This is a genomic window from Pseudoalteromonas tunicata (assembly GCF_002310815.1).
GTDB classification, from domain to species: Bacteria; Pseudomonadota; Gammaproteobacteria; order Enterobacterales; family Alteromonadaceae; genus Pseudoalteromonas; species Pseudoalteromonas tunicata.
The window spans coordinates 796069-816790 of sequence record NZ_CP011032.1; the positions used below are offsets into that span (position 1 = coordinate 796069).

The window sequence follows — 20722 nt, forward strand, 5'->3', positions numbered from 1 at the left end:
ATGACTAATTTAAATTTTTATTTAAGCCAAATGCTTACTCGCGGAGCATCCGATTTATTTGTCTCAACCTTTATGCCGGTCAGTGCCAAAATCAATGGTGAGCTTACGCATTTAGACAATAATAGTTTATCTGAAGAGCAAGCACTTGCTTTAGTTGAATCTGCGATGTCAGAAAAGCAGAAAAAAGAGTATCACGATACTAAAGAGTGTAACTTTGCGATTGCCACCGAAGAGGGACGTTTTCGTATTTCTGCTTTTTGGCAACGTGATAAAGCGGGTATGGTGGTCAGGCGTATTGTGAGTTCTATTCCTGATGTGAATGACTTAGGCTTGCCGCCAGTATTAACCGATGTGATCATGTCAAAACGGGGTTTAGTACTGTTTGTTGGTGGTACTGGTACAGGTAAATCAACTTCTCTAGCGGCGTTAATTGGTTATCGTAATCGGAATCAACGTGGCCATATTTTAACGATTGAAGACCCAATTGAATTTGTTCATGAGCACCAAAAAAGTATTGTTACGCAACGTGAAGTTGGCTTAGATACAGAAAGCTTTGAATCGGCATTAAAAAGTTCATTACGCCAAGCGCCAGATGTTATCTTAATTGGTGAAATTCGCTCACAAGAAACCATGGAATACGCATTAAGTTTTGCAGAAACGGGGCATTTATGTGTTGCAACCTTACATGCGAATAACGCTAATCAGGCAATTGACCGGATCATGCACTTAGTACCAAAAGAAAAGCACGATAAACTAAAATATGATTTGGCACTCAATTTACGCGCTATTGTTGCTCAGCAATTAGTGCCCACAGCTGATGGTAATGGTCGAGTTGCAGCAATTGAAGTACTTCTTAATTCGCCGATGATTGCAGAGCTAATTAAAAAAGGCGACATTGGTGGTATTAAAGAAACCATGGCTAAATCGCGCGAAATGGGGATGCAAACATTCGATCAAGCCTTGTTTGAGCATTATCAGCGCCATCGTATTAATTACGCGGACGCATTACATCATGCTGATTCTCCAAATGATTTAAGGCTGATGATTAAATTGCGTAACAATGAACAGCAAGGCGCTGGATTCTTACAAGGCGTAACGATAGATGGTTTAGGTAACGATCCTAAAAATTAGTTATTAGCGGCAATGTACTATATTGGTAAGTATTGCCGCAGTTTAATTAGCCCCAGAATAGTGTTTCTGTAAACGACTTCGCTTAACTCAGGACGTATAAGCCCAACAGACTCATGTTTGCTTTGTATTATGCAATCAAATAGGAGCACTTTGAGGATTATTTGATGATAGCAAAAATAAGCATAACCAAAGTAGCGCTAGTTTTGATTACCGTTTTCCTATTATTCAGTACCTTAGCCTTAGCAAAAGACGATAAGAACGTTGTAATCTATTTACGTGATGATGTGTATGATGATTACATGACTTTTTTAGCGGGTCGTGATCCTAGTGAGATTAACTCGTTTGTTGGGCCTAAAATTCGTCGTGATGTTGTTGATATGGTGATTGCACAGCAAGCGCTTAAACTTGGGGGCTATGAAAAAACCTTTAGCTATAAAGTCGGTAAAGTTAACTTTCGAAACACCAAATTAATCGAACAGGGAGAGTTATTAATTAGCTTTGATAGCTATTGGCTCGCTGATGCGCTACGTATTCAATATGACGTGTTTATTTCAGATCCGGTGATCCGAAAAGGTGAATATTTTGCAGGTATTTTTGCCAATCCTGATCACGTTGAAGTATTTAAAATTAAAAACTTAGTTGATTTGAGAAATTTAACCGCTGTTTCAACGCCACGCTGGGCCACAGATTGGCATACACTGCAAAATCTAAACTTAAAAGAGCTCTTTTTGGAAGATGAGTGGCTTAGTCAGTTAAGAATGGTGCATTTAAAATGGGCTGATTTTATGCTGATGCCTTTAATGCCTTCTCTCGATAATCATTACCGCCTAGGTAATATTGATTTAAAAGCGGTGCCAAATATCGCAATAGTGCTTGATGACAGTCGACATTTTGTTATTAGTCGCAATCATCCTGATGGCGAAGTAGCTTTTAAAGCATTGCAAATAGGACTCAAAGAGTTGCGTAAACGGCAGCGGATTAAACGTGCTTATATTGAGGCGGGATTTATTCCTGATTTAACAAAAACACAGGTAATCAATCAGGAATTGGTTGAGAAAATCAACTGAGGTACTAGGTTAACCACATACTGGATAATAAACCTGTCTTAGGCGGTTATCTTCAACTTTTACCGCCTTGGGTTAACATACAATAAATCTATTATCTAGAACAGAAGTTAACTAACTACCATATTGATTTTCAAAATAACTTTCTAAAATTAGCAGTGCCGACATACTATCAACATTTCCTTTAGTGAGTTTTTTAAAACCGCCTTGGGCAAATAGTTGCGATTTTGCATCTGCGGTGGTTAAACGCTCATCTTGGGTTTCAACTGGCAGGCCATAATTGTTGTGTAAGCGGTTGGCAAACTTTTTAGCTTGGAATGTCACCTCTTGATTTGTGCCATCCATATTCAGTGGTAAGCCAACAACTAATAAGTCGGGTTGCCATTCATTTACTATGGCTGCAATTTCATCCCAATTAGGAATACCATCACGGGCATTGATTGCTTTTAGTGGTGATGCAGAGCCAGTAATTTCTTGGCCAACAGCAATACCAATGCTGCGAGTGCCAAAATCAAATCCGAGTACGGTGCGTTCACCGATGTTTTTTAATGGCCGCTTTGCCATGATAATCCTTGTTTAAAAAGTAAAATGTATTCTAGGCATGGCCAACTTGGTGACTAAGCATGCTCAAGTTTATACCAAGCATGGCGATGGCTTTTTCCCAGCGAAGATGGGCGGGAGTATCAAATATAATGCTAGGATCGGCTTTAATTGTTAACCATGCATTTTGTTGCAACTCTTGCTCTAATTGTCCAGCTCCCCAACCCGCATATCCAAGTGTAATTAAGAATTTATCTGGGGATTGTTCCGTCGTCAGACTGGCTAAAACATCTTTTGAGGTGGTGATCATTATTTGATCGCTAAGTGCTGAGCTGGTGGTAAAACCATATTTGGTGCTGTGTAGTACAAAACCTCGGTCGGTATCAACTGGTCCGCCGGCAAACACTAACTGACGAGTGGAACCACAGGTTTTGTCATTTTCGAGATCAATTTTTTCAAGCAATTGCCCAACGGTAAAATCCGTTGGGTGATTAATAACTAATCCCATAGCACCGGTTTCACTGTGTTCGCAAATATAGGTAACCGATTGTTTAAAGCTAGGGTCTTGCATGGTTGGCATTGCAATTAAAAAATGATTTTCTAATGATTGCATCTAATTTATCTCCTAGCTTCTATGCGACTAACGCGTACTTAAGCGACGCTCAATCGCATCAAATAATATGCCTGTAATAGAAATATCAAACGCAGCTTGAATTTCTCGCACACATGTTGGGGCTGTGACATTGATTTCAGTTAATTTGTCACCGATAACATCAAGTCCTACAAAGATAAGCCCTTTCTCTTTGAGTATAGGTGCAATCGCATTGGCAATTTTAAAATCTGATTCACTTAATGGGCGTGCTTCACCACGGCCTCCTGCGGCTAAATTACCACGGGTTTCGCCGCCTTGTGGAATACGAGCCAAGCAGTATGGGATCACTTCACCATCAACCACTAAAATGCGTTTATCACCTTGAACTATTTCTGGTACGTAATTTTGTACCATTGCAAAGCGAGCGCCATGCTCTGTAAGTGTTTCGCAGATTACGCCGATATTTGGGTCGTCTTGTTTTACCCGAAAAATAGATGCGCCACCCATGCCATCAAGTGGTTTGATAATAATATCGCCATGCTCAGCTAAAAAATGCCTAATTTGTTGTTGGCTGCGTGTGACTAAAGTATCTGGGGTGAATTCACTAAACCAGGCAGTAAATAATTTTTCATTAGCATCACGTAAACTTTGCGGTTTATTGATCACTAACGCTCCTGCTTGTTCGGCGCGCTCTAAAATGTAAGTGGCATAGATGTATTCTGTATCAAAAGGGGGATCTTTGCGCATTAAAATCACATCAAGATCAGCTAAGGCAATGGTTTGCTTTTCTTCAAGCTCATACCAATGATTTACATCATTAAATACTTTAGCTTTTGCACTGGTTGCATACGCTTGGCCTTGGCGCAAAAAAAGATCATCCATTTCCATGTAGTGGACTTCATAGCCGCGTTTTTGCGCTTCTTCCATCATGGCAAAGCCGGTGTCTTTTTTGATATTAAATCCTGAAATGGGATCTGAGATAATGCCGAGCTTGATAGTCATAGGATTTCCCTTTTGATTTAGTATTTTTTATATGGGGATGATTTGTTAAAAAGCAAATCATCTCATAGTGTTGTGCACAAAACTTAAGCTAAATCACCAAACTCAAGTTGCAATGCACTTAAGACCGTTAAAGCCGCTGTTTCAGTTCGTAAAATTCTTGGTCCTAAACGAATATCAATAAAACCGCTATTTTTAGTCATCAACATTTCAGCATCGGTAAAGCCGCCTTCAGGGCCCACAATAAACCGTAATCCTTCGGTCGGTTTTGTAATGGTTTTAATACTGTGCTCAGCCCTTGGGTGTAGCGTGAGTTTGAGCTCGTCACTTTGTTGACTGAGCCATTGTTCAAGTTTAATTGGCGGGTGGATAACCGTAACAAAATTACGGCCTGATTGCTCCGCCGCTGCAATCGCAATTTTTTGCCACTGCTGATGTTTTTTCTCGAGGCGGTCACCGCTTAATTTTACTCCGCAGCGCTCGGTAAATAATGGGGTGATTTCTGTAACGCCAAGTTCTACTGATTTTTGAATGGTAAAATCCATTTTATCACCGCGTGAAATCCCTTGGCCTAAATGGATTTTAAGGGGGGATTCAACATCATGCTCTTCAAAACTCTCGATTTGTACATTGACCCCTTTTTTCGAGACTTCAGTCAGTTCAGCTAAAAACTGTCCTCCTTGGCCATTAAATAAACAGACCTTGTCACCAATAGACATGCGTAAAACCCGGCCGATATGACCTGCGGCATCATCGTCAAGTTGGAGTATTTGGCCAATTTCAATTGAGCCTGGATGATAAATATGAGGGATGCGCATGGAAAACCTTTAATTTGAATTGTATTACAGGGCAATTCACTGTTTTTAATTGATTGTTATATGGTATGAAAGGGGGCGCGTATTGGCAATAAAAAGGCTAGGTTGTAGCAATTTATTTTAATTTTTTCGATTAAATATTAAAAAGCTATGTTAGTTTTAAACGCTATTTCGTAATAGGAAACGAAGGAACTTGCATGAGTTTAATTTTACAGGTGGATGAACTAACTCGATCATTTGGCAAAGTGAATGCTGTTAATGGAATTAGTTTTAATGTGAAGCAAGGAACTTGCTTTGGTCTATTAGGACCTAATGGGGCTGGTAAAACCACCACCATTGAAATGCTCGAAGGGATAGTAAAACCGTCTTCGGGAAAAATTTTATATCAAGGTAAACCACTGACTGAGTCTATTTATCAAGAGTTAGGAATTCAATTTCAGCATACTGCGATTCAGGATTATTTAACGGTAAAAGAAACGCTTGAGATGTTTGGCGCATTTTATCACCATACGATTGCGTTAGATGAACTGATTGAATTATGTCAACTTGAGGATTTTTTACAGCAAGATCATCGCAAGTTATCAGGTGGGCAAAAACAGCGTTTACTGCTTGCGCTTGCGTTGATTAATGATCCTAAACTGATTTTTTTAGATGAGCCAACCACAGGGCTCGATCCTCATAGTCGTCGATTATTTTGGCAGTTAGTCAATAAAATTAAAGCGAATGGTAAAACTATCATTTTAACCACACATTACATGGATGAAGCTGAATATCTATGTGATGAAATTGCGATTATGGATAAAGGTAAAATTATTGCCCTCGATACTCCGGATAATCTATTAAAACAGCACTTTAAAGGTGCACTGATTAAACTCAATGGCAGTGCGTTTAATCACGATGCGGTGATGCCGTTTGAGTACCAAGTGGTGGCTGATAAAATTTTAATTCAAAGTGCGGATATACAAGCAACGCTATTACAGCTTATTAATCAAGAGATTGCCCTCGATGGTTTACAAGTTAAATCGGCAACCTTAGATGACTTATTTTTGAAATTGACCGGCCATGGTCTGAATATGAAAGAAGAGCCTGCGCATGTTTAAACGATTCTTAGCTGTTTTTAAAGCCCGTAATTATGAGTTTTTTCGTGATCGTTCCGCATTAGGTTGGAATATCATGTTTCCAATTTTATTATTGGTAGGTTTTGCCTTTATTTTTTCGGGCGATGGTAAATCTTTATATAAAATTGGGATTTTAGGTGAAAAACCAGTTAATGCTTTTACTCAGTTGCAGCATGTTGAATTTGTCGCTTATCAACAAGTAGATGTGGCTGAACAAAAATTACGTCAACATAAACTCGATTTGTTAGTTGATTTTAATGCCGCACGTTACTGGGTCAATGACTCATCCGCTAATGGTTATATGGCAGAGAAATTATTGTTGGCAAGTGAAACTAAATTAGTTAAGCAGGTCATTACCGGTAAAGAAATTCGTTATCTCGATTGGGTGGTCCCTGGCATTTTGGGGATGAACATGATGTTTTCATGCTTATTTGGCATTGGTTATGTCATCGTCAGATATCGTAAAAACTCGGTTTTGAAGCGTTTACATGCCACGCCATTAAAACCCATTGAGTTTTTGACGGCACAAATATGTTCGCGATTATTTATTATCTTGTTACTCAGTAGTGTTATTTTTATTGGCTGTAACGTCATGTTTGATTTTTATATGGTGGGCATCTATTTCGATTTATTTATTATTACGTTACTGGGGGCTTTTTCGCTGATTGCATTGGGGCTTTTAGTTGCAGCTCGTTCTGAATCGGAAGAATTTACCGGAGGTATGCTTAACCTGACTTCATGGCCAATGATGATGTTATCAGGAGTGTGGTTTTCTCTAGAAGGCAGCCCTGGTTTTATTCAAACCATAGCGCAATTCTTTCCGCTGACTCATCTACTTGAAGGGGCAAGGCAAATCATGCTCGAAGGCGCCTCGCTTTGGCAAATCAAGCAGCAAGTATTAGCATTGTTTGTGATGAGCGTGGTTTTTTTAGTGCTTGGAGCGTGGCTGTTTCGTTGGCAAGGCCAAGCTCGTTAATAAAACGACATCAAGTTTTATTAAATAAACTCAGTTCTGGATAATAGATTGGCCAACGCATTGAATTAAAATTAAATATCTAAGTTATTTATCTCTAGCTAGAGGTTTTTAAGGCTAACAAGGTGGATTGACGAGTCAATAATAGCAAGCCCATTGCAAGTTAATCCAAGCCTGTTCGCGTTGAAAATAGCTACATCAGAGAGATTTATTCTCCAGTTTTGAGGTTAAAGTCGGTACTGTTAAAAAAGTACAGCACTGTGTTATTTATAAGACAGTGCTGCTGGCTGATAATTAAATATTTTTCCCAATTCTTGTAGAGGATCAAGCAAGGTGGTGTGTTTTGTTTGACTACCTAATAATGTGCTCTGAAAGAGCGACTCGTATTCATCGACAGACACTAAATAAATACAATTATGGATAGACTGAATATGCGCTTGTAAAGCAGGGTTGAGCGAGTTATAAAAACTAGCAAAAATATAAACCCTGCTTATGTTGTGATAACACGCCAGATAATTCTTTAATTCTTCAATTGATAATTCGTTGTTGAAGTCACAGTAGCTGTAATCGTCGATTAAGTGGTCGTACATCATTTTGAGTAAATGTCGTGTATGGTGACTTACGGCTACAAGCTTTAGATCTTTTTGGCTTAAACTCATCACGAAGCGACGAGTAATTGTTGGGATATGATCAATAATTAGAAACGTTTGTCCATTTAGTTGCATGATACTTTCCTTAGTATTGTTGCTAGAAGCGCTAATCTATACTGCTTGTGCCATTTTTACATTAACTTAAGTTAATTTGGACAAAAAATGGACCAATATCAACATCTATTAACACTTGTAGCACAAAAGCATCAATTAGCTGTGCAATCATTTGCAGCCGGAGAGTCGTTATTTTTGCAAGGTAGCTTAGAGCCTAGGTTATTTTGGATAAAAAAAGGCTTGGTTAAACTGGTTTTTATCCAACCGGATGGCAAGGAGTTTATTAAAGCTTTTTTAGCTGAAGATGATTTGGCTGGCAGTTTGTTAAGTGTGGTGTTTGGAGAGCCTTCTCCTTATTCTTGTTACTGTCTAGAGGCATGTGACATTATTGCTATCCCTTATAAAGACTTAAAAGCAATAGCAGTTAAAACGCCAGAGCTAAGGGATGTTGAATTACAATTTATGCATCAATTAACCGCACGTAAAGAAGATCGTGAATTCCAATTTTTATGTTTAACTCCAGAGCAACGTTATGTCAGATTTATTGAGCAGTACCCACATATTTTAAAGCGAATTAGTCAGGCTGAACTCGCGCGCTTTTTAGGGGTAACCCCTGTTGCTCTTAGTCGAATAAAGTCTCGTTATTTAGCGCAATTAAGCTAAATATAACAATATATTATGCTGATTTTTCTCTAGTGTACTAAGCTAAAGAACATCTGTTTTTTTATTGTTGACAAGGAAGCGTAATGACACCACATCAAGTGGAATTGGTACAGGCATCGTGGGAAAAAGTGGTTCCAATAGCTAAAGATGCTGCCGATTTGTTTTATGGTAAGTTGTTTGAGCTTAACCCTGCACTTAGGCCTTTATTTCATGGTGATGTTGAAGAGCAAGGTAAAAAACTAATGCAAATATTGACCACAGTTGTGCGAGGATTAAAGCAGTTTGATAAGCTCGAAATGGCGGTATGGCAACTAGGTCGTCGCCATGTAGCTTATCAAATATCAATTCAAGATTTTAATACTGTTGCTGAGGCGTTACTTTGGACGCTACAACAAGGGTTGCAACAAGCGTTTAGTGCTGAGGTAAAACAAGCTTGGGTTGAAGCTTACACCATAGTAGCTGGAGTGATGCAAGCAGGTATGGAATATGAATATGCCAACTTTGATAAATGGAAGGCAGCGCAACAATAGCGCTGCGGTTTAGTTTTACTTAGCGATTAAACAGAGCAATCAGAATTAATCCAACAGCTAAGTAAATAGCAAGCTCGACACAGGCTACGCCAATATTATCTTGCTGTTCAATTTCATTCTCTGTATTTATTTTAGGTAAGGCAATGCGGGTAAATAGGGCGCTGATAATCTGTTGTAAAATAACTAAAATACCGCAATAACTAAGTACCACTAAAATATTATCGACAAATACCCCTGCATAAAAAGGCGCATATGATAGCCCGGCATAAATTGCCATGCACAGCGCTAAAGTTTGGCTGCTAAACCTAAGCCCTAACGCGGTATTATCTAAACTTAAGTAGGTTTGTAATGCGGTCCCTTGGTTGCTGTTAGCAAATAACCATTCTTGCCATTTTCGATGTACCACTAAAAAAAACTGTAATAGGATAAAGCAACTAGTGATGATTAATAAACCATCCATACTTTGACTGTGTGACCATTTATAAAGTCCTAAAATAATCAGGGCATTGCCTAAAAATGCACCAGATTCAATTAAGGCCGCAGAGACATTGCGTTTGGCTATCTCTTGTTCTTCATTAAAGCGGCTTAATACCCATTTATTATGAATTTGCTTACCAATGTAACTAAAAGCGGTTGCGACACTTATTAAAATAAAACCATAGAGTAAATCGGCTTTGATATCAGTAAAGCTAAGATGGCGAAATAAATAACCAATAATAAGTAATACCGTAAATAAATGCGCGGCATAGCTTATTCCTGCAGCGAAATTATCTTTTTTTGCGAGCTCGTCAGCGAGTCCTTGTTTGATTTTTTTTTGAGTGTGAAAGCGTACCATTAAGATCACAAAAAAAGCGAAGATAAAGGTGCTTAGCAATGCAATAAAAGCTTGTTGTAGTAGGGGCAGATAGGCCATAGTATTTCTTGTTTTATTAGAATCGTTTTAAGTATATCTAACTTAATTTAAAGATTGTATTCAAGATTTTGGATTTGGGGTGTTATGGATAAAATGCAGTTAGTCGAACCGTTGTTAAGTTTAGGGCAAAAGCGATTTAGTGAGTTGTTTGCACAAAGAGTTCCTCATAATGACATCGTGCAATTGTTGGCGCTTAGTGATTTTGCTTATCAAGTTTTGGCAAGTGATAGCAGTTTAATTGAGTGGTTGCTTGATGAGCAGCAATGCCAAAGTCGAGCAATTGTTTCAGCCTTACCTGATGACTTAGTTTCATTAGACGAAAAACAGTGTTTTCAGTTGCTGCGCCGTTACCGCCAACGTTATTGGCTCAAAGTTGCTTACTTAGATTTAGTTCGCAAAAATCCAATTGATGACAGCATTGCCTATATCTCAAAATTATCAGACCAGCTGATTGATGATGCATATCGTTATGCTTATCAGCAAGTTGCAATTACTTGCGGCATGCCAATTGATAAGCAAGGTGAGCCGATGCCGATGTTGATTTTAGGCATGGGAAAATTAGGTGGTTTTGAGCTCAATTATTCCTCAGATATCGATTTAATTTTTAGTTATCCTTATCAATGCGATACCCAAGGCGGGCGCCGGGCCATTGAAGGACATGTTTTTTTCACCAAAGTAGCGCAAAAAGTAATTGCAGCATTAAATCAGGTCACGCCTGATGGCCAAGTATTTCGAGTTGATATGCGGTTGCGGCCTTTTGGAGAAAGTGGTCCTTTGGTGATGAGTTTTACTGCGGTAGAAGAATACTACCAAGAGCAGGGACGTGATTGGGAGCGTTATGCCATGCTCAAAGCGCGCTTAATTGGGCAAAAAAATAACTATTGGCCAGAGTTTTACGCCTTATTAAAACCATTTGTTTATCGTCGCTATATTGATTTTTCGGTGATTGAATCGCTGCGAAAAATGAAAGCTATGATAGCGCAAGAAGTGAGGCGAAAAGGTTTAAAAGGCAATATCAAATTAGGCTCAGGTGGTATTCGAGAAGTTGAGTTTGTGGTGCAAGCGTTTCAAATGATCCGTGGTGGACGCGAAGCGACTTTGCAAACTCAATCTTTATTACTTGCGCTGCAAGAATTAGTAATACTTGAGGCCATAGCGCTCGCTGATGCGACCAAACTCAAAGATGCATATCTATTTTTGCGAAAAATAGAGCAATATCTGCAAATATTTAATAATGAACAAACTCAAACCTTGCCCGTTGAACCTTTAAATCAAGCCAGATTATGTTGTTTGTTGGCTGTCAGTTCTTATGATGACGTGCTTAAGTTGATTGATACTTATATGCAGCAAATTCATGGTGAATTTAGTGTCATGGTTGGGGTGGAAAAAGAGCATCAAGATGACGAGGGGGGGCAGTACGATACATTATGGAATGAACCAGACTTTAGCCAACTTGAGCTCAGTTGGGGAGCCGATAATGAACAAGCGTGGCAAAATGTTTTGTTTGAATTTAAACAGCAAATGGCTAAAAAACGCATCGGTAGCCGTGGGCGCGATATCTTAGATAAGCTCATGCCACAGTTGTTACATCAACTGGTGGTTACAACGAATGACGTTAACGTGCTTAAAATGACTTTAGCTGTGATTGAACAGGTTGCCTCACGCACCGCTTATCTTGAGCTTTTATATGAAAACTTAGGCGCATTAAAACAGTTAATAAAATTATGCAGTCATAGCCGCTGGATTGGTGAGCATTTAGCGCGTTACCCAATTTTATTAGATGAATTAATTGATCCTGCCATTTTATATCGTCCATTAGCACTTAATGCTTATCGCAGTGAGATTCGTCAGTACTTTTTACGTATTGAACCTCAAGATCTGGAATTACAGATGGAAGCGCTGCGTCAATTTAAACAAACTCATCAATTACGTATTGCGGCTGCTGATGCCACGCATGTCATTGATATTATGAAGGTGAGTGATCATCTAACGGCCTTGGCCGAGGCCATAGTTGAACAAAGTGTTGAAATAGCTTGGCAGCACATGGTCAGTCGATTTGGTTACCCACAAGGCGCTGATGAGCATAACAAAGGTTTTGCGGTGATAGCTTATGGTAAAGCAGGTGGTTTGGAGCTTGGTTATGACTCTGATTTAGACCTTGTTTTTGTTCATAATAGTGATGCAACATCGCTTACCAATGGTGATAAACAAATTGATTCACGCCAGTTTTATTTAAAACTGGCGCAACGTTTAATGCATTTATTTAATACTCGAACCAGCTCGGGCATTTTATATGAACTCGATCCGCGTCTTCGTCCTGAGGGTGCTTCGGGGCTCTTGGCTATTAATATAGAAACCTTTGGCTTGTATCAAAATGAGCAAGCATGGACTTGGGAGCATCAAGCGCTGGTTCGTACTCGAATGATTTATGGCCAAGAATCTTTGCAGCAACGCTTTAGTGATATTCGCCATCAAGTACTGGCTCTGGTGCGTGATAAACAAGCGCTAAAAGTACAAGTGCGCGAAATGCGCGAGAAAATGCGCGAGCATTTAGCTAAAGGTGACGGCTTGCAATTTGACTTAAAACAAGATGTCGGTGGTATGGCTGATATTGAGTTTATAGCTCAATATTTAGTGCTCGCTTATGCTGCTGAGTTTAAAAATATGACGCAGTGGTCTGATAATATTCGTATTTTCACCACAGCAAGTGAACTTGATATTATCAGCGAAAGTGAAGCCCAACAGTTGATCCATGCCTATTGTTTTTATCGTGAGCACTATCATATTTTGAGTTTGCGCCAACAAGATAAATTAGTTTTAACCAGCGAAGTTGAGATGTTGAAGCAGCAAGTAATAACAAGTTGGCAAAAATATTTAGTTGAATAACTAGGTTTAAGAAATAAAGTCAGAGCTAAAAAAGCGCAACCATGAGGTTGCGTTTTTATTGGGGTTATTGATTTAATATGCTCTGGCTTGTACGCAATTATCGCGTAAATAGGGCGTTGATTTCTCAGTGATCACTGCAGTGCGTTGCTTGGGGCAGAAAAAGGTTTTAACTTCAAATTCAAAATCACTGTCGATGGCTTTTCCTAACTGATACAGTGTGGCAACAAAGGTATCTTCGACGCCAAAGTTATGTTTGACTATATAGTCTTTGTGTAAATACCATAAAAATTCAATCCCTTCTTCATCGGCATATTTTTTCATAATCGACTTTAGTGTTTCACCTTCACTAAAACGTCTGCTTTTTATACTGCCACGCCATTTTGTTGTTGATGGCGTAGTTGTTTTTTCAATTTGTTTTAATTCGCTGGTAATATCGTTTTCAGGCAGTTTTAGCTCGATTACAAACTCTTCTTGGGCGCTGCTTCGGTCAGCTGATGTCCGCAGGTTGGCATAAAATTGTGATAAGCCGCTGGCAGCAGAATTACTTTTTTCAGACTTTCTATAAATAGGACCATCTGATAATAAAAAGTAAGCCGCAGCTGCAATTAAAATAAAAGCTAATGACAGATGTTTGATCCAAAACCACATAAAAACACTCTCTAAACGTCGACAAGTCATCTTAAACCGTTTTTAGGGCTTTATCTACCATCAATAAAAGCTGAAAATAATTGATGTAATAGGGTGTTTAAATGAATTAAATCGGATACTTATATAAATTTCTGAGCGAAATTATGTTTCGCTCAGCTTACTTTCAGCTTAGTAATAAGATGGGCTATTTTCATCTGGGCGTGTTTTAAAGCGGCGATGAAGCCACATGTATTGCGCTGGTGCATTTATTACTGCCCGCTCAATTGCTTGGTTTACTAAAGTGACGTCTGCAAGGTCATTGCCTGATGGAAAGTCTTCGGGCATCGGGGTAATTGCTAAATGATATTGACCTTGTTCATCTCGGCGGCTCATAAAGCAGACCGTTTTACAGTGTTTACTTGATGCAAATAAGGTAGTGCCTGTGGTGGTAGCGGTTTCTTTTACGGCAAAAAACGGAGCAAATTCAGCGCGTTTTCGTCCGTAATCTTGATCTGGTAAATAATAACAAAGCTTCCCATTTTTAAGGGTGGCTAATAATCCTTTGATATCACGTTTGCCAATTAAGTATTCATTTGAACGTAATCGGCCTCGGGTCATTAAAAACTCCATCAAGGCATTGTTATGAGGGCGATAAAAGCCTACGCCTTCTTGAGAAAGTCCCATTACACGACCAGCCATTTCAAGGTGCAGCATGTGAGGGACTAACATAAGTACTCCATAACCTTGAGCTTGAATGGCTTGAATATGTTCATAACCTGTAATGGATCCAAAATGTTTTTCAACTCGCCATTTGGGCCACCACCAGGCCATGCCTGATTCAAAAATAGCGATGCCTGTTTGCTGCATATTTTGATAAACCAGTTTTGCTTGCTCACCTTCACTCATCTGTGGGAAACACAGTTTGATATTAACTTCGGCGATATGTTTGCGTTTTTTGGCAAAACGGTGGACCAAATAGCCTAATCCTTTACCCATTTGAATTTGTAAAAAGAATGGCAGCCATGAAATGAGATATAAAAAAAGTACGCCTAGCCAAGTTAACCAAAAGCGAGGGCCAAGAAATGCGAGTTTGAATTTAGGATTTTTTACCACTTTGGGCGCTCTTAGTGATTAAACGGGGGAGTATTTTAGCTAAATTTTGACAGAAAACAAAAAAAGCCAAGCTAGGCTTGGCTTTTTTTGCGATGGGTTTAGTTTAAACCACTGTTTATCGCTGTTACATCTTGATCTGAAAGGGTGCCTGCCGCTTGTTTTAAGCTTAAGGTTGAGATCACATAACGGTAGCGAACTGCAGATAAATTACGTTTTGCATCAAACAAGTTACGTGTACTGAGTAATACATCAACAATAGTACGAGTACCTACTTCAAAGCCAGCTTCTGTTGCTTGTAATGCACTTTCAGCTGAAACAACTGCTTGTTCTAGTGCTTTAAAAGTTGCGATATCTGACACTACTTGATTGTAAGAGGTGCGAACTTGTTTGCTCACTAAACGATGTGAAGCTTCTAAATCCTCGGCGCTTGCGACATAAAATGCGCGAGCTTGATTAACTGCAGCTTGTGTGGCGCCACCAGTATAAAGTGGTAGTGCAAAGTTAAGCCCAATTGAAGTCTGATCGCCTCTTGGTTTATCGTTTGTATTCATTGACCTTGCGCCAACTTGAGTGGTGGTATCAACTAAAGAATCACCGTAACTTGCGTTTAAAGTTAAGGTTGGATAATGACCCGCTTTGGCTTGTTCAATTTGCTCATTGGCAATATCAAGGGTTACTTTTGCCACTTGTAATTGAATGTTTTTATCTTCAGCTGTTTTGATAAATTCACTTGAAGTTAAATTTGGTTGCACTGTTGAAAACTTAGTGGTGTTTAATACATTTAACTTTTCGTGATATTTGCCGGTAATTTCACGCAAGTTTTCACGACTAGTTTCAACATTATTATTCGCTACAATTTCACGAGCAACTGCGTTATCAAATTGTGCTTGTGCTTCATGTACATCGGTACGTGCTGTTAAACCAACGGCATAACGCTGTTTAGTTTGTTCTAATTGACGCTCAATCGCGCGTTTTTCGGCTTGGACAAACTCTAAATCATCAAGTGAACTCAGCACTGCAAAGTAGGCATTAGTCACGCGAACAATCAGTTGTTGCTGAGCTAAATCATAAGTTGCTTGGGCTTGCATAGATTGCTTTTCAGCAATGTTTAAACTGTTCCAAGATGATAAGTTAAATAATGATTGTTGTAAGGTGATGCCACGGCTAAAGGTATCGCTTTCTTGGTTTAATTTATAAAAAGCAAGTGTGTCTTCATCTTGAGGATATGAGTTGCTATCAGATTTGCTATAGCCCATGGTCAAATTTAATTGGGGTAATAGACTACTCATGGCGCGGTCAATATTAAAACTTTGTGCTTCTTTGTTCGCTTTTGCTTTTAAAACAATAGGATCATTGGCTAAAGCGATTTGGTAAACTTGCAGTAAGTCTTCAGCAAAACTTGAGGTTGCTGCAAATGTTGCGCTCAAACCGATTAGCGCGCTGAGTAATTTAATTTTCATAGGGGCTAGCGTCCTTCGACTATTATTCTCTAATTACTTTGATGTTAAACTTTTTTTTTCTAAAGCTAAAAGCCTTTTAAGTAAAACATTAGGCTCAAATGTAACAGAATATAAATAGTTCCTGTTGAATGTTCTTGATAGTAAACTAAATGACTATAGGGTCACAGTGTTTAGGTAATATATGGTTAAAATTTCAACTTTCAATGATAAAGATGTTGAATTATTAGAAAAAACGCCACTTTATCATGGTTTTTTTAAAATTGAGCGGTACGGTTTCAAACATAAACTGTTTGCTGGCGGTTTTAGTGAGCCAATTTATCGTGAAATTTTAGAGCGCGGTCATGCTGTTGCTGTATTACCTTATGATCCTATCACAGACTCAGTATTATTAATCGAGCAGATAAGAATAGGCGCGTTAGCATCAAAATCAAACCCTTGGTTACTTGAATGTATTGCCGGTATGGCCGACGGTTCGACCGATTATCAACAAGTTGCTAAAAAAGAAGCTTTAGAAGAGGCGGGCATAGAGCTTACTGATCTTGAATTTATGCTGTCGTATCTTTCAAGTCCAGGCGGTACAACCGAGCGGCTTTATTTATATACCGCATCTGCAGATTTAAGTCAAGCTGGTGGTATTTTCGGTTTGCCAAGCGAAGGTGAGGATATCAAAGTGCATATTTTGCCTTTTAATGACGCAATGCAATTGCTCAATGACGGCACTATAGACAATGCAGCGACAGTGATTAGCTTGCAATGGCTTGCCCTTCATAAAGCAAGTTTATTGAAAAAATGGGCTTTGCAAGATCATGCTCAATAGTTCATTGCGGTATCGTCAAAACTTGCCTGCTTTTATGACGTTATGCGAGCAAAATTATTTTCGTATAATGCGTTTAATGCCAAAAGATGAAGTGATTGGTACCACCAAGGAAATCGCGGTTGGGTCATTTTGCTATCAGTTAGAAATCAAAACCTCGTCACGATTTACCACCGAAGTGTGTTTTAAACAAACTCAAGGCGATGTCATGGGCTTTGTAAGTCCGCAATTGATGGTGCGAATTTATCATGATGCAAGGGTTGCTGAGGTATTTTGCCTCGATTATGTAAATCGGGTACGACCTTCTTATCATTATCCTAATCCTCATATGCGCCATAAAGACGAAAAATACCAAATTAATGCGTTTTTATTCGACTGGTTAGATTTCTGTATTAGTCATGGTCGCTCAACCATGCATTGGGATGTGAATAATGGCTTGGTTTGATGAGGTATTAAGTATTGATAAGTCGCAATTGCGGTTTGCTCATATTAGTGACTGCCACTTATTTGCCGAAGTTAATGAATGTTATTTTGGTGTCAATTGTTGTGACTCGTTACGTTTAGTACTGACCGATTTGGCAGAACAAACACTCGACTTTGTCATTTTTGGTGGTGATCTGACTCAAGATCACTCATTAGCATCGTATCAACTTTTTGCTCAATTAGTGAATGAGGCTCAATTGCCTTGTCCTGTATTGTGGCTGCCGGGAAATCATGATGAGCTTGATTGTTATCAACAAGCATTTTCGATGTTGCCATCTCATGTGATTAGTCGCGCTAAGTGGGTGCAAAGTCCTAATTTGACTGTTGCCTTGGTAAATAGCAAAGGTCCTACACCTGCAGGTTGGGTTGAGCCCGCGCATTTAACCGAACTGGTATGTAAAATTAAAACAGCAGCAGAAAAAAATGTCGTGTTTTGTCATCATCACCCCAAGGCGATAGCAGGTTATCTTGATAAACATATTTTAGAAAATGGTGAATGGTTTTTGACTCAATTGGCACAAACCGAGCAAGTGACTACCGTATTTCATGGTCACGTTCACAACGATTATCTGCAACAACATGGTGAACTCTCTATTTATGCCACGCCTGCCACCTCGATTCAGTTTGTAAAAAACAGTGCTACTTGGCAACAAGAGGATTTAGGGGCGGGGTATCGAATTATCCATTCTAATCAATTGGGTGAAATTAGCTCGGAAGTAGTATGGCTCGCAAGAAAGTAATTTATATTCACGGTTTTAATAGCTCACCTTTATCTGCTAAAGCACAATTAATCGGTCAATATTTATCCCAATTTAACCTTGAATATCAGGTACCTTTGTTATCGCATGAACCATTACAGGCTTTAGTAACCTTAGAGCACATGTTAGACTCTAATACTGTATTGATTGGTAGTTCGTTAGGTGGCTATTTTGCGACTTATTTGTCCCAAAAATATCAATTGCCTGCGGTTTTAGTGAATCCCGCAGTGGCGCCTTTTTTGTTAATGAAAGATTTTTTAGGCCCACAGTACAATCCATACCAAAATTATCATTATCAATTAACAATGCAGCATGTTGAGCAGCTAAAATCACTTTATTTGCCTGATTTACTTCATCCGCAGTTGTTGTGGTTATTACAGCAAAGTGCCGATGAAGTATTAGACTTTCAACAAGCGGTTAAATACTATAATAATTGCCGCCAAGTGCTCGAATTTGGTGGAGATCATAGTTTTATTGGTTTTGAACGTTATTTTTCACAGATTGTACAATTCCTTAAAATAACGTAAAAGAATAAGTCAAAGAGACGCGATTGGGTCGCAGTTTTTTGCAACCTCAGTCATAGGGCTCAACGCCCATATGCATCAATAAGAGAAAGAACAGCATAATATGAGTAATCAAGATTATAATGCAGAGTCGATTGAGGTCTTAAATGGCCTTGACCCAGTTAAGCGCCGTCCTGGCATGTATACCGACACCACCCGCCCGAACCATCTTGGTCAAGAGGTTATCGACAACAGTGTTGATGAAGCATTAGCGGGCCATGCTAGTAAAATCGATGTGATTTTGCATGAAGATAATTCCCTTGAAGTACAAGATGATGGCCGTGGTATGCCAGTCGATATTCATCCTGAAGAAGGGATCCCCGGTGTTGAGCTTATCCTCACTAAATTACATGCGGGCGGAAAGTTTTCCAATAAAAACTATCAGTTTTCAGGTGGTTTGCACGGGGTAGGTATTTCAGTAGTAAATGCACTTTCAACGCGCGTAGAAGTCTCTGTTAAGCGCGATGGTCAGCAATATCAAATAGCGTTTGAGAATGGCGACAAAGTTGAAGATTTAAGCATTACTGGTACCGTAGGTAAACGCAATACTGGTACTTCGGTACGTTTTTGGGCTGATAGCAGCTATTTTGATTCACCTAATTATTCAATCAGTAAACTAACGTATTTGCTAAAAGCAAAAGCGGTGCTTTGCCCTGGTTTGCGCATTCGTTTTATTAATAAACAAACCAAAGATACTCAAGAGTGGTTTTACGAAGCGGGCTTAAAAGATTATTTAAAAGAATCAATTAAAGGCTATGAAGCCTTGCCTGAAGAGCCTTTTACCGGCGAGTTTCGCGGCAATACTGAAGGCGCTGATTGGGCTATTTGTTGGTTGCCTGAAGGTGGCGAAGGAATTTACGAAAGTTACGTTAACTTAATTCCAACCGCGCAAGGGGGCACTCATGTTAATGGCTTGCGTCAAGGTTTACTTGAAGCAATGCGTGAGTTTTGTGAGTTCAGAAATTTGCTACCTCGAGGCGTAAAATTAACTCCTGATGATATTTGGGATAAATGTAATTACGTTTTATCGGTTAAAATGCAAGATCCTCAGTTTGCAGGTCAAACTAAAGAAAAATTATCTTCACGATCGTGTGCGGCATTTGTATCGGGCGTAGTTAAGGACTCATTTAGTTTATGGCTTAACGAGCACACAGATAAAGCAGAACTACTTGCAGAGTTGTGTATTAACAATGCTCAGCGTAGGATGCGCGCCGCCAAAAAAGTAGTGCGTAAAAAAATTACCTCGGGCCCTGCATTGCCAGGAAAATTGACCGATTGTAGTACCAGTGAAACCAGCCGCAGTGAAATCTTTTTTGTAGAAGGGGATTCAGCGGGAGGGTCTGCAAAACAAGCGCGCGACCGCGAGTTTCAAGCGATTATGCCACTACGAGGTAAAATCCTTAATACCTGGGAAGTTGAATCAGGGCAAATCCTAGCGTCACAAGAAGTGCACGATATTTCCGTTGCCTTGGGTATTGATCCCGATAGCCAAGATTTAACAACCTTACGTTATGGCAAAGTGTGTATTCTTGCCGATGCGGACTCCGATGGGCTGCATATCGCAACACTATTATGTGCGTTATTTGTAAAACATTTCCCAACGTTGGTAGAAGCTGGGCATGTTTTTGTCGCGATGCCACCACTTTATCGTATTGATTTAGGCAAAGATGTTTATTACGCACTCGATGAAGATGAGAAAAACGGCATTCTTGAGCGTATAACAGCAGAGAAAAAACGCGGAAAAGTGAATGTACAACGCTTTAAAGGGTTAGGTGAAATGAATCCGTTGCAGCTGCGCGAAACGACTATGGATCCAAATACGCGCCGATTAGTACAATTAACCTTTGAAGATAAAGAAAATACGATTGAGATGATGGATATGTTGCTGGCGAAAAAAAGAGCGCCAGATCGTCGTCAATGGCTTGAAGATAGTGGTGATAAAGCTGAGGTATAACTAAGCTCAATCTTAATAACAA

Annotated in this window: 21 protein-coding genes; 12 read left to right on the forward strand and 9 right to left on the reverse strand. The window is 39.3% G+C overall.

Going from position 1 to position 20722, the window contains the following annotated elements; translation table 11 throughout:
* Nucleotides 1–1131, forward strand: a complete 1131-nt coding sequence (locus PTUN_RS03740) for a PilT/PilU family type 4a pilus ATPase (RefSeq protein ID WP_009838362.1) — start codon at nucleotides 1–3, stop codon at nucleotides 1129–1131.
* 164 nt (nucleotides 1132–1295) lie between these two features.
* On the forward strand, nucleotides 1296–2198 hold the full coding sequence (locus PTUN_RS03745) for a hypothetical protein (protein WP_009838363.1): 903 nt from the start codon (nucleotides 1296–1298) through the stop codon (nucleotides 2196–2198).
* A gap of 111 nt (nucleotides 2199–2309) precedes the next feature.
* Here PTUN_RS03745 and ruvX read toward each other — a convergent pair whose 3' ends face one another.
* From ruvX to rsmE, 4 genes are all read right to left on the reverse strand, one after another.
* On the reverse strand, nucleotides 2310–2759 hold the full coding sequence (gene ruvX, locus PTUN_RS03750; RefSeq protein ID WP_009838364.1) for a Holliday junction resolvase RuvX: 450 nt from the start codon (nucleotides 2757–2759) through the stop codon (nucleotides 2310–2312).
* Nucleotides 2760–2790: 31 nt separating this feature from the next.
* Nucleotides 2791–3348: a YqgE/AlgH family protein gene (locus PTUN_RS03755; protein ID WP_009838365.1), complete on the reverse strand. Its 558-nt coding sequence runs from the start codon at nucleotides 3346–3348 to the stop codon at nucleotides 2791–2793.
* A gap of 27 nt (nucleotides 3349–3375) precedes the next feature.
* Complete coding sequence (gene gshB / locus PTUN_RS03760) at nucleotides 3376–4329, reverse strand: glutathione synthase (RefSeq protein ID WP_009838366.1); 954 nt, start codon at nucleotides 4327–4329, stop codon at nucleotides 3376–3378.
* A gap of 83 nt (nucleotides 4330–4412) precedes the next feature.
* Nucleotides 4413–5144, reverse strand: a complete 732-nt coding sequence (rsmE, locus tag PTUN_RS03765) for a 16S rRNA (uracil(1498)-N(3))-methyltransferase (RefSeq protein WP_009838367.1) — start codon at nucleotides 5142–5144, stop codon at nucleotides 4413–4415.
* A gap of 194 nt (nucleotides 5145–5338) precedes the next feature.
* Here rsmE and PTUN_RS03770 point away from each other — a divergent pair, with 194 nt between their 5' ends.
* Together PTUN_RS03770 and PTUN_RS03775 are read left to right on the forward strand one after the other, a co-directional pair.
* Nucleotides 5339–6241, forward strand: a complete 903-nt coding sequence (locus tag PTUN_RS03770) for an ABC transporter ATP-binding protein (protein WP_009838368.1) — start codon at nucleotides 5339–5341, stop codon at nucleotides 6239–6241.
* Nucleotides 6234–7235: an ABC transporter permease gene (locus PTUN_RS03775; RefSeq protein ID WP_009838369.1), complete on the forward strand. Its 1002-nt coding sequence runs from the start codon at nucleotides 6234–6236 to the stop codon at nucleotides 7233–7235. Before PTUN_RS03770 ends, PTUN_RS03775 begins: the two co-directional genes overlap by 8 nt.
* A 260-nt stretch (nucleotides 7236–7495) precedes the next feature.
* Here PTUN_RS03775 and PTUN_RS03780 read toward each other — a convergent pair whose 3' ends face one another.
* The gene (locus PTUN_RS03780) at nucleotides 7496–7957 is read right to left on the reverse strand and encodes a hypothetical protein (protein WP_009838370.1); all 462 of its coding nucleotides are present in this window, start codon (nucleotides 7955–7957) and stop codon (nucleotides 7496–7498) included.
* 87 nt (nucleotides 7958–8044) lie between these two features.
* On the opposite strand from PTUN_RS03780, the gene PTUN_RS03785 reads away from it, so the two are divergent.
* Complete coding sequence (locus PTUN_RS03785) at nucleotides 8045–8599, forward strand: Crp/Fnr family transcriptional regulator (protein ID WP_009838371.1); 555 nt, start codon at nucleotides 8045–8047, stop codon at nucleotides 8597–8599.
* 83 nt (nucleotides 8600–8682) lie between these two features.
* Nucleotides 8683–9129 carry a globin family protein gene (locus PTUN_RS03790; protein ID WP_009838372.1) on the forward strand — a complete coding sequence of 149 codons (447 nt, stop codon included), beginning with the start codon at nucleotides 8683–8685 and terminating at the stop codon, nucleotides 9127–9129.
* A gap of 19 nt (nucleotides 9130–9148) precedes the next feature.
* Here PTUN_RS03790 and PTUN_RS03795 read toward each other — a convergent pair whose 3' ends face one another.
* Nucleotides 9149–10042 carry a DUF350 domain-containing protein gene (locus PTUN_RS03795; protein ID WP_009838373.1) on the reverse strand — a complete coding sequence of 298 codons (894 nt, stop codon included), beginning with the start codon at nucleotides 10040–10042 and terminating at the stop codon, nucleotides 9149–9151.
* An 84-nt stretch (nucleotides 10043–10126) separates the two neighbouring features.
* On the opposite strand from PTUN_RS03795, the gene glnE reads away from it, so the two are divergent.
* A complete protein-coding gene (glnE, locus tag PTUN_RS03800) occupies nucleotides 10127–12928 on the forward strand; it encodes a bifunctional [glutamate--ammonia ligase]-adenylyl-L-tyrosine phosphorylase/[glutamate--ammonia-ligase] adenylyltransferase (protein ID WP_009838374.1) in 2802 nt (933 codons plus the stop codon).
* A 72-nt stretch (nucleotides 12929–13000) separates the two neighbouring features.
* Here the strand turns inward: glnE and PTUN_RS03805 are convergent, their stop codons facing one another.
* The 3 genes from PTUN_RS03805 to tolC all read right to left on the reverse strand — a co-directional run bounded on the left by PTUN_RS03805 (nucleotide 13001) and on the right by tolC (nucleotide 16128).
* The gene (locus tag PTUN_RS03805) at nucleotides 13001–13576 is read right to left on the reverse strand and encodes a TcpQ domain-containing protein (RefSeq protein WP_009838375.1); all 576 of its coding nucleotides are present in this window, start codon (nucleotides 13574–13576) and stop codon (nucleotides 13001–13003) included.
* A 168-nt stretch (nucleotides 13577–13744) separates the two neighbouring features.
* Nucleotides 13745–14668 carry an LpxL/LpxP family Kdo(2)-lipid IV(A) lauroyl/palmitoleoyl acyltransferase gene (gene lpxL, locus PTUN_RS03810; RefSeq protein WP_009838376.1) on the reverse strand — a complete coding sequence of 308 codons (924 nt, stop codon included), beginning with the start codon at nucleotides 14666–14668 and terminating at the stop codon, nucleotides 13745–13747.
* A gap of 98 nt (nucleotides 14669–14766) precedes the next feature.
* Nucleotides 14767–16128 carry an outer membrane channel protein TolC gene (gene tolC / locus PTUN_RS03815; protein WP_009838377.1) on the reverse strand — a complete coding sequence of 454 codons (1362 nt, stop codon included), beginning with the start codon at nucleotides 16126–16128 and terminating at the stop codon, nucleotides 14767–14769.
* A gap of 181 nt (nucleotides 16129–16309) precedes the next feature.
* Between tolC and PTUN_RS03820 the strand changes: the two genes are divergently transcribed.
* From PTUN_RS03820 to parE, 5 genes are all read left to right on the forward strand, one after another.
* Nucleotides 16310–16945: an NUDIX domain-containing protein gene (locus PTUN_RS03820; RefSeq protein ID WP_009838378.1), complete on the forward strand. Its 636-nt coding sequence runs from the start codon at nucleotides 16310–16312 to the stop codon at nucleotides 16943–16945.
* Complete coding sequence (locus PTUN_RS03825; protein ID WP_009838379.1) at nucleotides 16935–17387, forward strand: DUF1249 domain-containing protein; 453 nt, start codon at nucleotides 16935–16937, stop codon at nucleotides 17385–17387. Before PTUN_RS03820 ends, PTUN_RS03825 begins: the two co-directional genes overlap by 11 nt.
* Nucleotides 17374–18165 (forward strand): metallophosphoesterase family protein, encoded by a 792-nt coding sequence (locus PTUN_RS03830; RefSeq protein WP_009838380.1) that lies wholly within the window; start codon nucleotides 17374–17376, stop codon nucleotides 18163–18165. Before PTUN_RS03825 ends, PTUN_RS03830 begins: the two co-directional genes overlap by 14 nt.
* Nucleotides 18147–18710, forward strand: a complete 564-nt coding sequence (locus tag PTUN_RS03835; protein WP_009838381.1) for a YqiA/YcfP family alpha/beta fold hydrolase — start codon at nucleotides 18147–18149, stop codon at nucleotides 18708–18710. The genes PTUN_RS03830 and PTUN_RS03835 overlap by 19 nt, the downstream gene beginning before the upstream one ends.
* 100 nt (nucleotides 18711–18810) lie before the next feature.
* Nucleotides 18811–20700: a DNA topoisomerase IV subunit B gene (gene parE / locus PTUN_RS03840; RefSeq protein ID WP_009838382.1), complete on the forward strand. Its 1890-nt coding sequence runs from the start codon at nucleotides 18811–18813 to the stop codon at nucleotides 20698–20700.
* The last annotated feature ends 22 nt before the right edge of the window (nucleotides 20701–20722 follow it).

Bases quoted from the DNA above. Each gene is read 5' to 3' on its own strand.
- PTUN_RS03740 (WP_009838362.1), top strand. From the start codon at position 1: ATGACTAATTTAAATTTTTATTTAAGCCAAATGCTTACTCGCGGAGCA.
- PTUN_RS03745 (WP_009838363.1), top strand. From the start codon at position 1,296: ATGATAGCAAAAATAAGCATAACCAAAGTAGCGCTAGTTTTGATTACC.
- ruvX (WP_009838364.1), bottom strand. From the start codon at position 2,759: ATGGCAAAGCGGCCATTAAAAAACATCGGTGAACGCACCGTACTCGGA.
- PTUN_RS03755 (WP_009838365.1), bottom strand. From the start codon at position 3,348: ATGCAATCATTAGAAAATCATTTTTTAATTGCAATGCCAACCATGCAA.
- gshB (WP_009838366.1), bottom strand. From the start codon at position 4,329: ATGACTATCAAGCTCGGCATTATCTCAGATCCCATTTCAGGATTTAAT.
- rsmE (WP_009838367.1), bottom strand. From the start codon at position 5,144: ATGCGCATCCCTCATATTTATCATCCAGGCTCAATTGAAATTGGCCAA.
- PTUN_RS03770 (WP_009838368.1), top strand. From the start codon at position 5,339: ATGAGTTTAATTTTACAGGTGGATGAACTAACTCGATCATTTGGCAAA.
- PTUN_RS03775 (WP_009838369.1), top strand. From the start codon at position 6,234: ATGTTTAAACGATTCTTAGCTGTTTTTAAAGCCCGTAATTATGAGTTT.
- PTUN_RS03780 (WP_009838370.1), bottom strand. From the start codon at position 7,957: ATGCAACTAAATGGACAAACGTTTCTAATTATTGATCATATCCCAACA.
- PTUN_RS03785 (WP_009838371.1), top strand. From the start codon at position 8,045: ATGGACCAATATCAACATCTATTAACACTTGTAGCACAAAAGCATCAA.
- PTUN_RS03790 (WP_009838372.1), top strand. From the start codon at position 8,683: ATGACACCACATCAAGTGGAATTGGTACAGGCATCGTGGGAAAAAGTG.
- PTUN_RS03795 (WP_009838373.1), bottom strand. From the start codon at position 10,042: ATGGCCTATCTGCCCCTACTACAACAAGCTTTTATTGCATTGCTAAGC.
- glnE (WP_009838374.1), top strand. From the start codon at position 10,127: ATGGATAAAATGCAGTTAGTCGAACCGTTGTTAAGTTTAGGGCAAAAG.
- PTUN_RS03805 (WP_009838375.1), bottom strand. From the start codon at position 13,576: ATGTGGTTTTGGATCAAACATCTGTCATTAGCTTTTATTTTAATTGCA.
- tolC (WP_009838377.1), bottom strand. From the start codon at position 16,128: ATGAAAATTAAATTACTCAGCGCGCTAATCGGTTTGAGCGCAACATTT.
- PTUN_RS03820 (WP_009838378.1), top strand. From the start codon at position 16,310: ATGGTTAAAATTTCAACTTTCAATGATAAAGATGTTGAATTATTAGAA.
- PTUN_RS03825 (WP_009838379.1), top strand. From the start codon at position 16,935: ATGCTCAATAGTTCATTGCGGTATCGTCAAAACTTGCCTGCTTTTATG.
- PTUN_RS03830 (WP_009838380.1), top strand. From the start codon at position 17,374: ATGGCTTGGTTTGATGAGGTATTAAGTATTGATAAGTCGCAATTGCGG.
- PTUN_RS03835 (WP_009838381.1), top strand. From the start codon at position 18,147: ATGGCTCGCAAGAAAGTAATTTATATTCACGGTTTTAATAGCTCACCT.
- parE (WP_009838382.1), top strand. From the start codon at position 18,811: ATGAGTAATCAAGATTATAATGCAGAGTCGATTGAGGTCTTAAATGGC.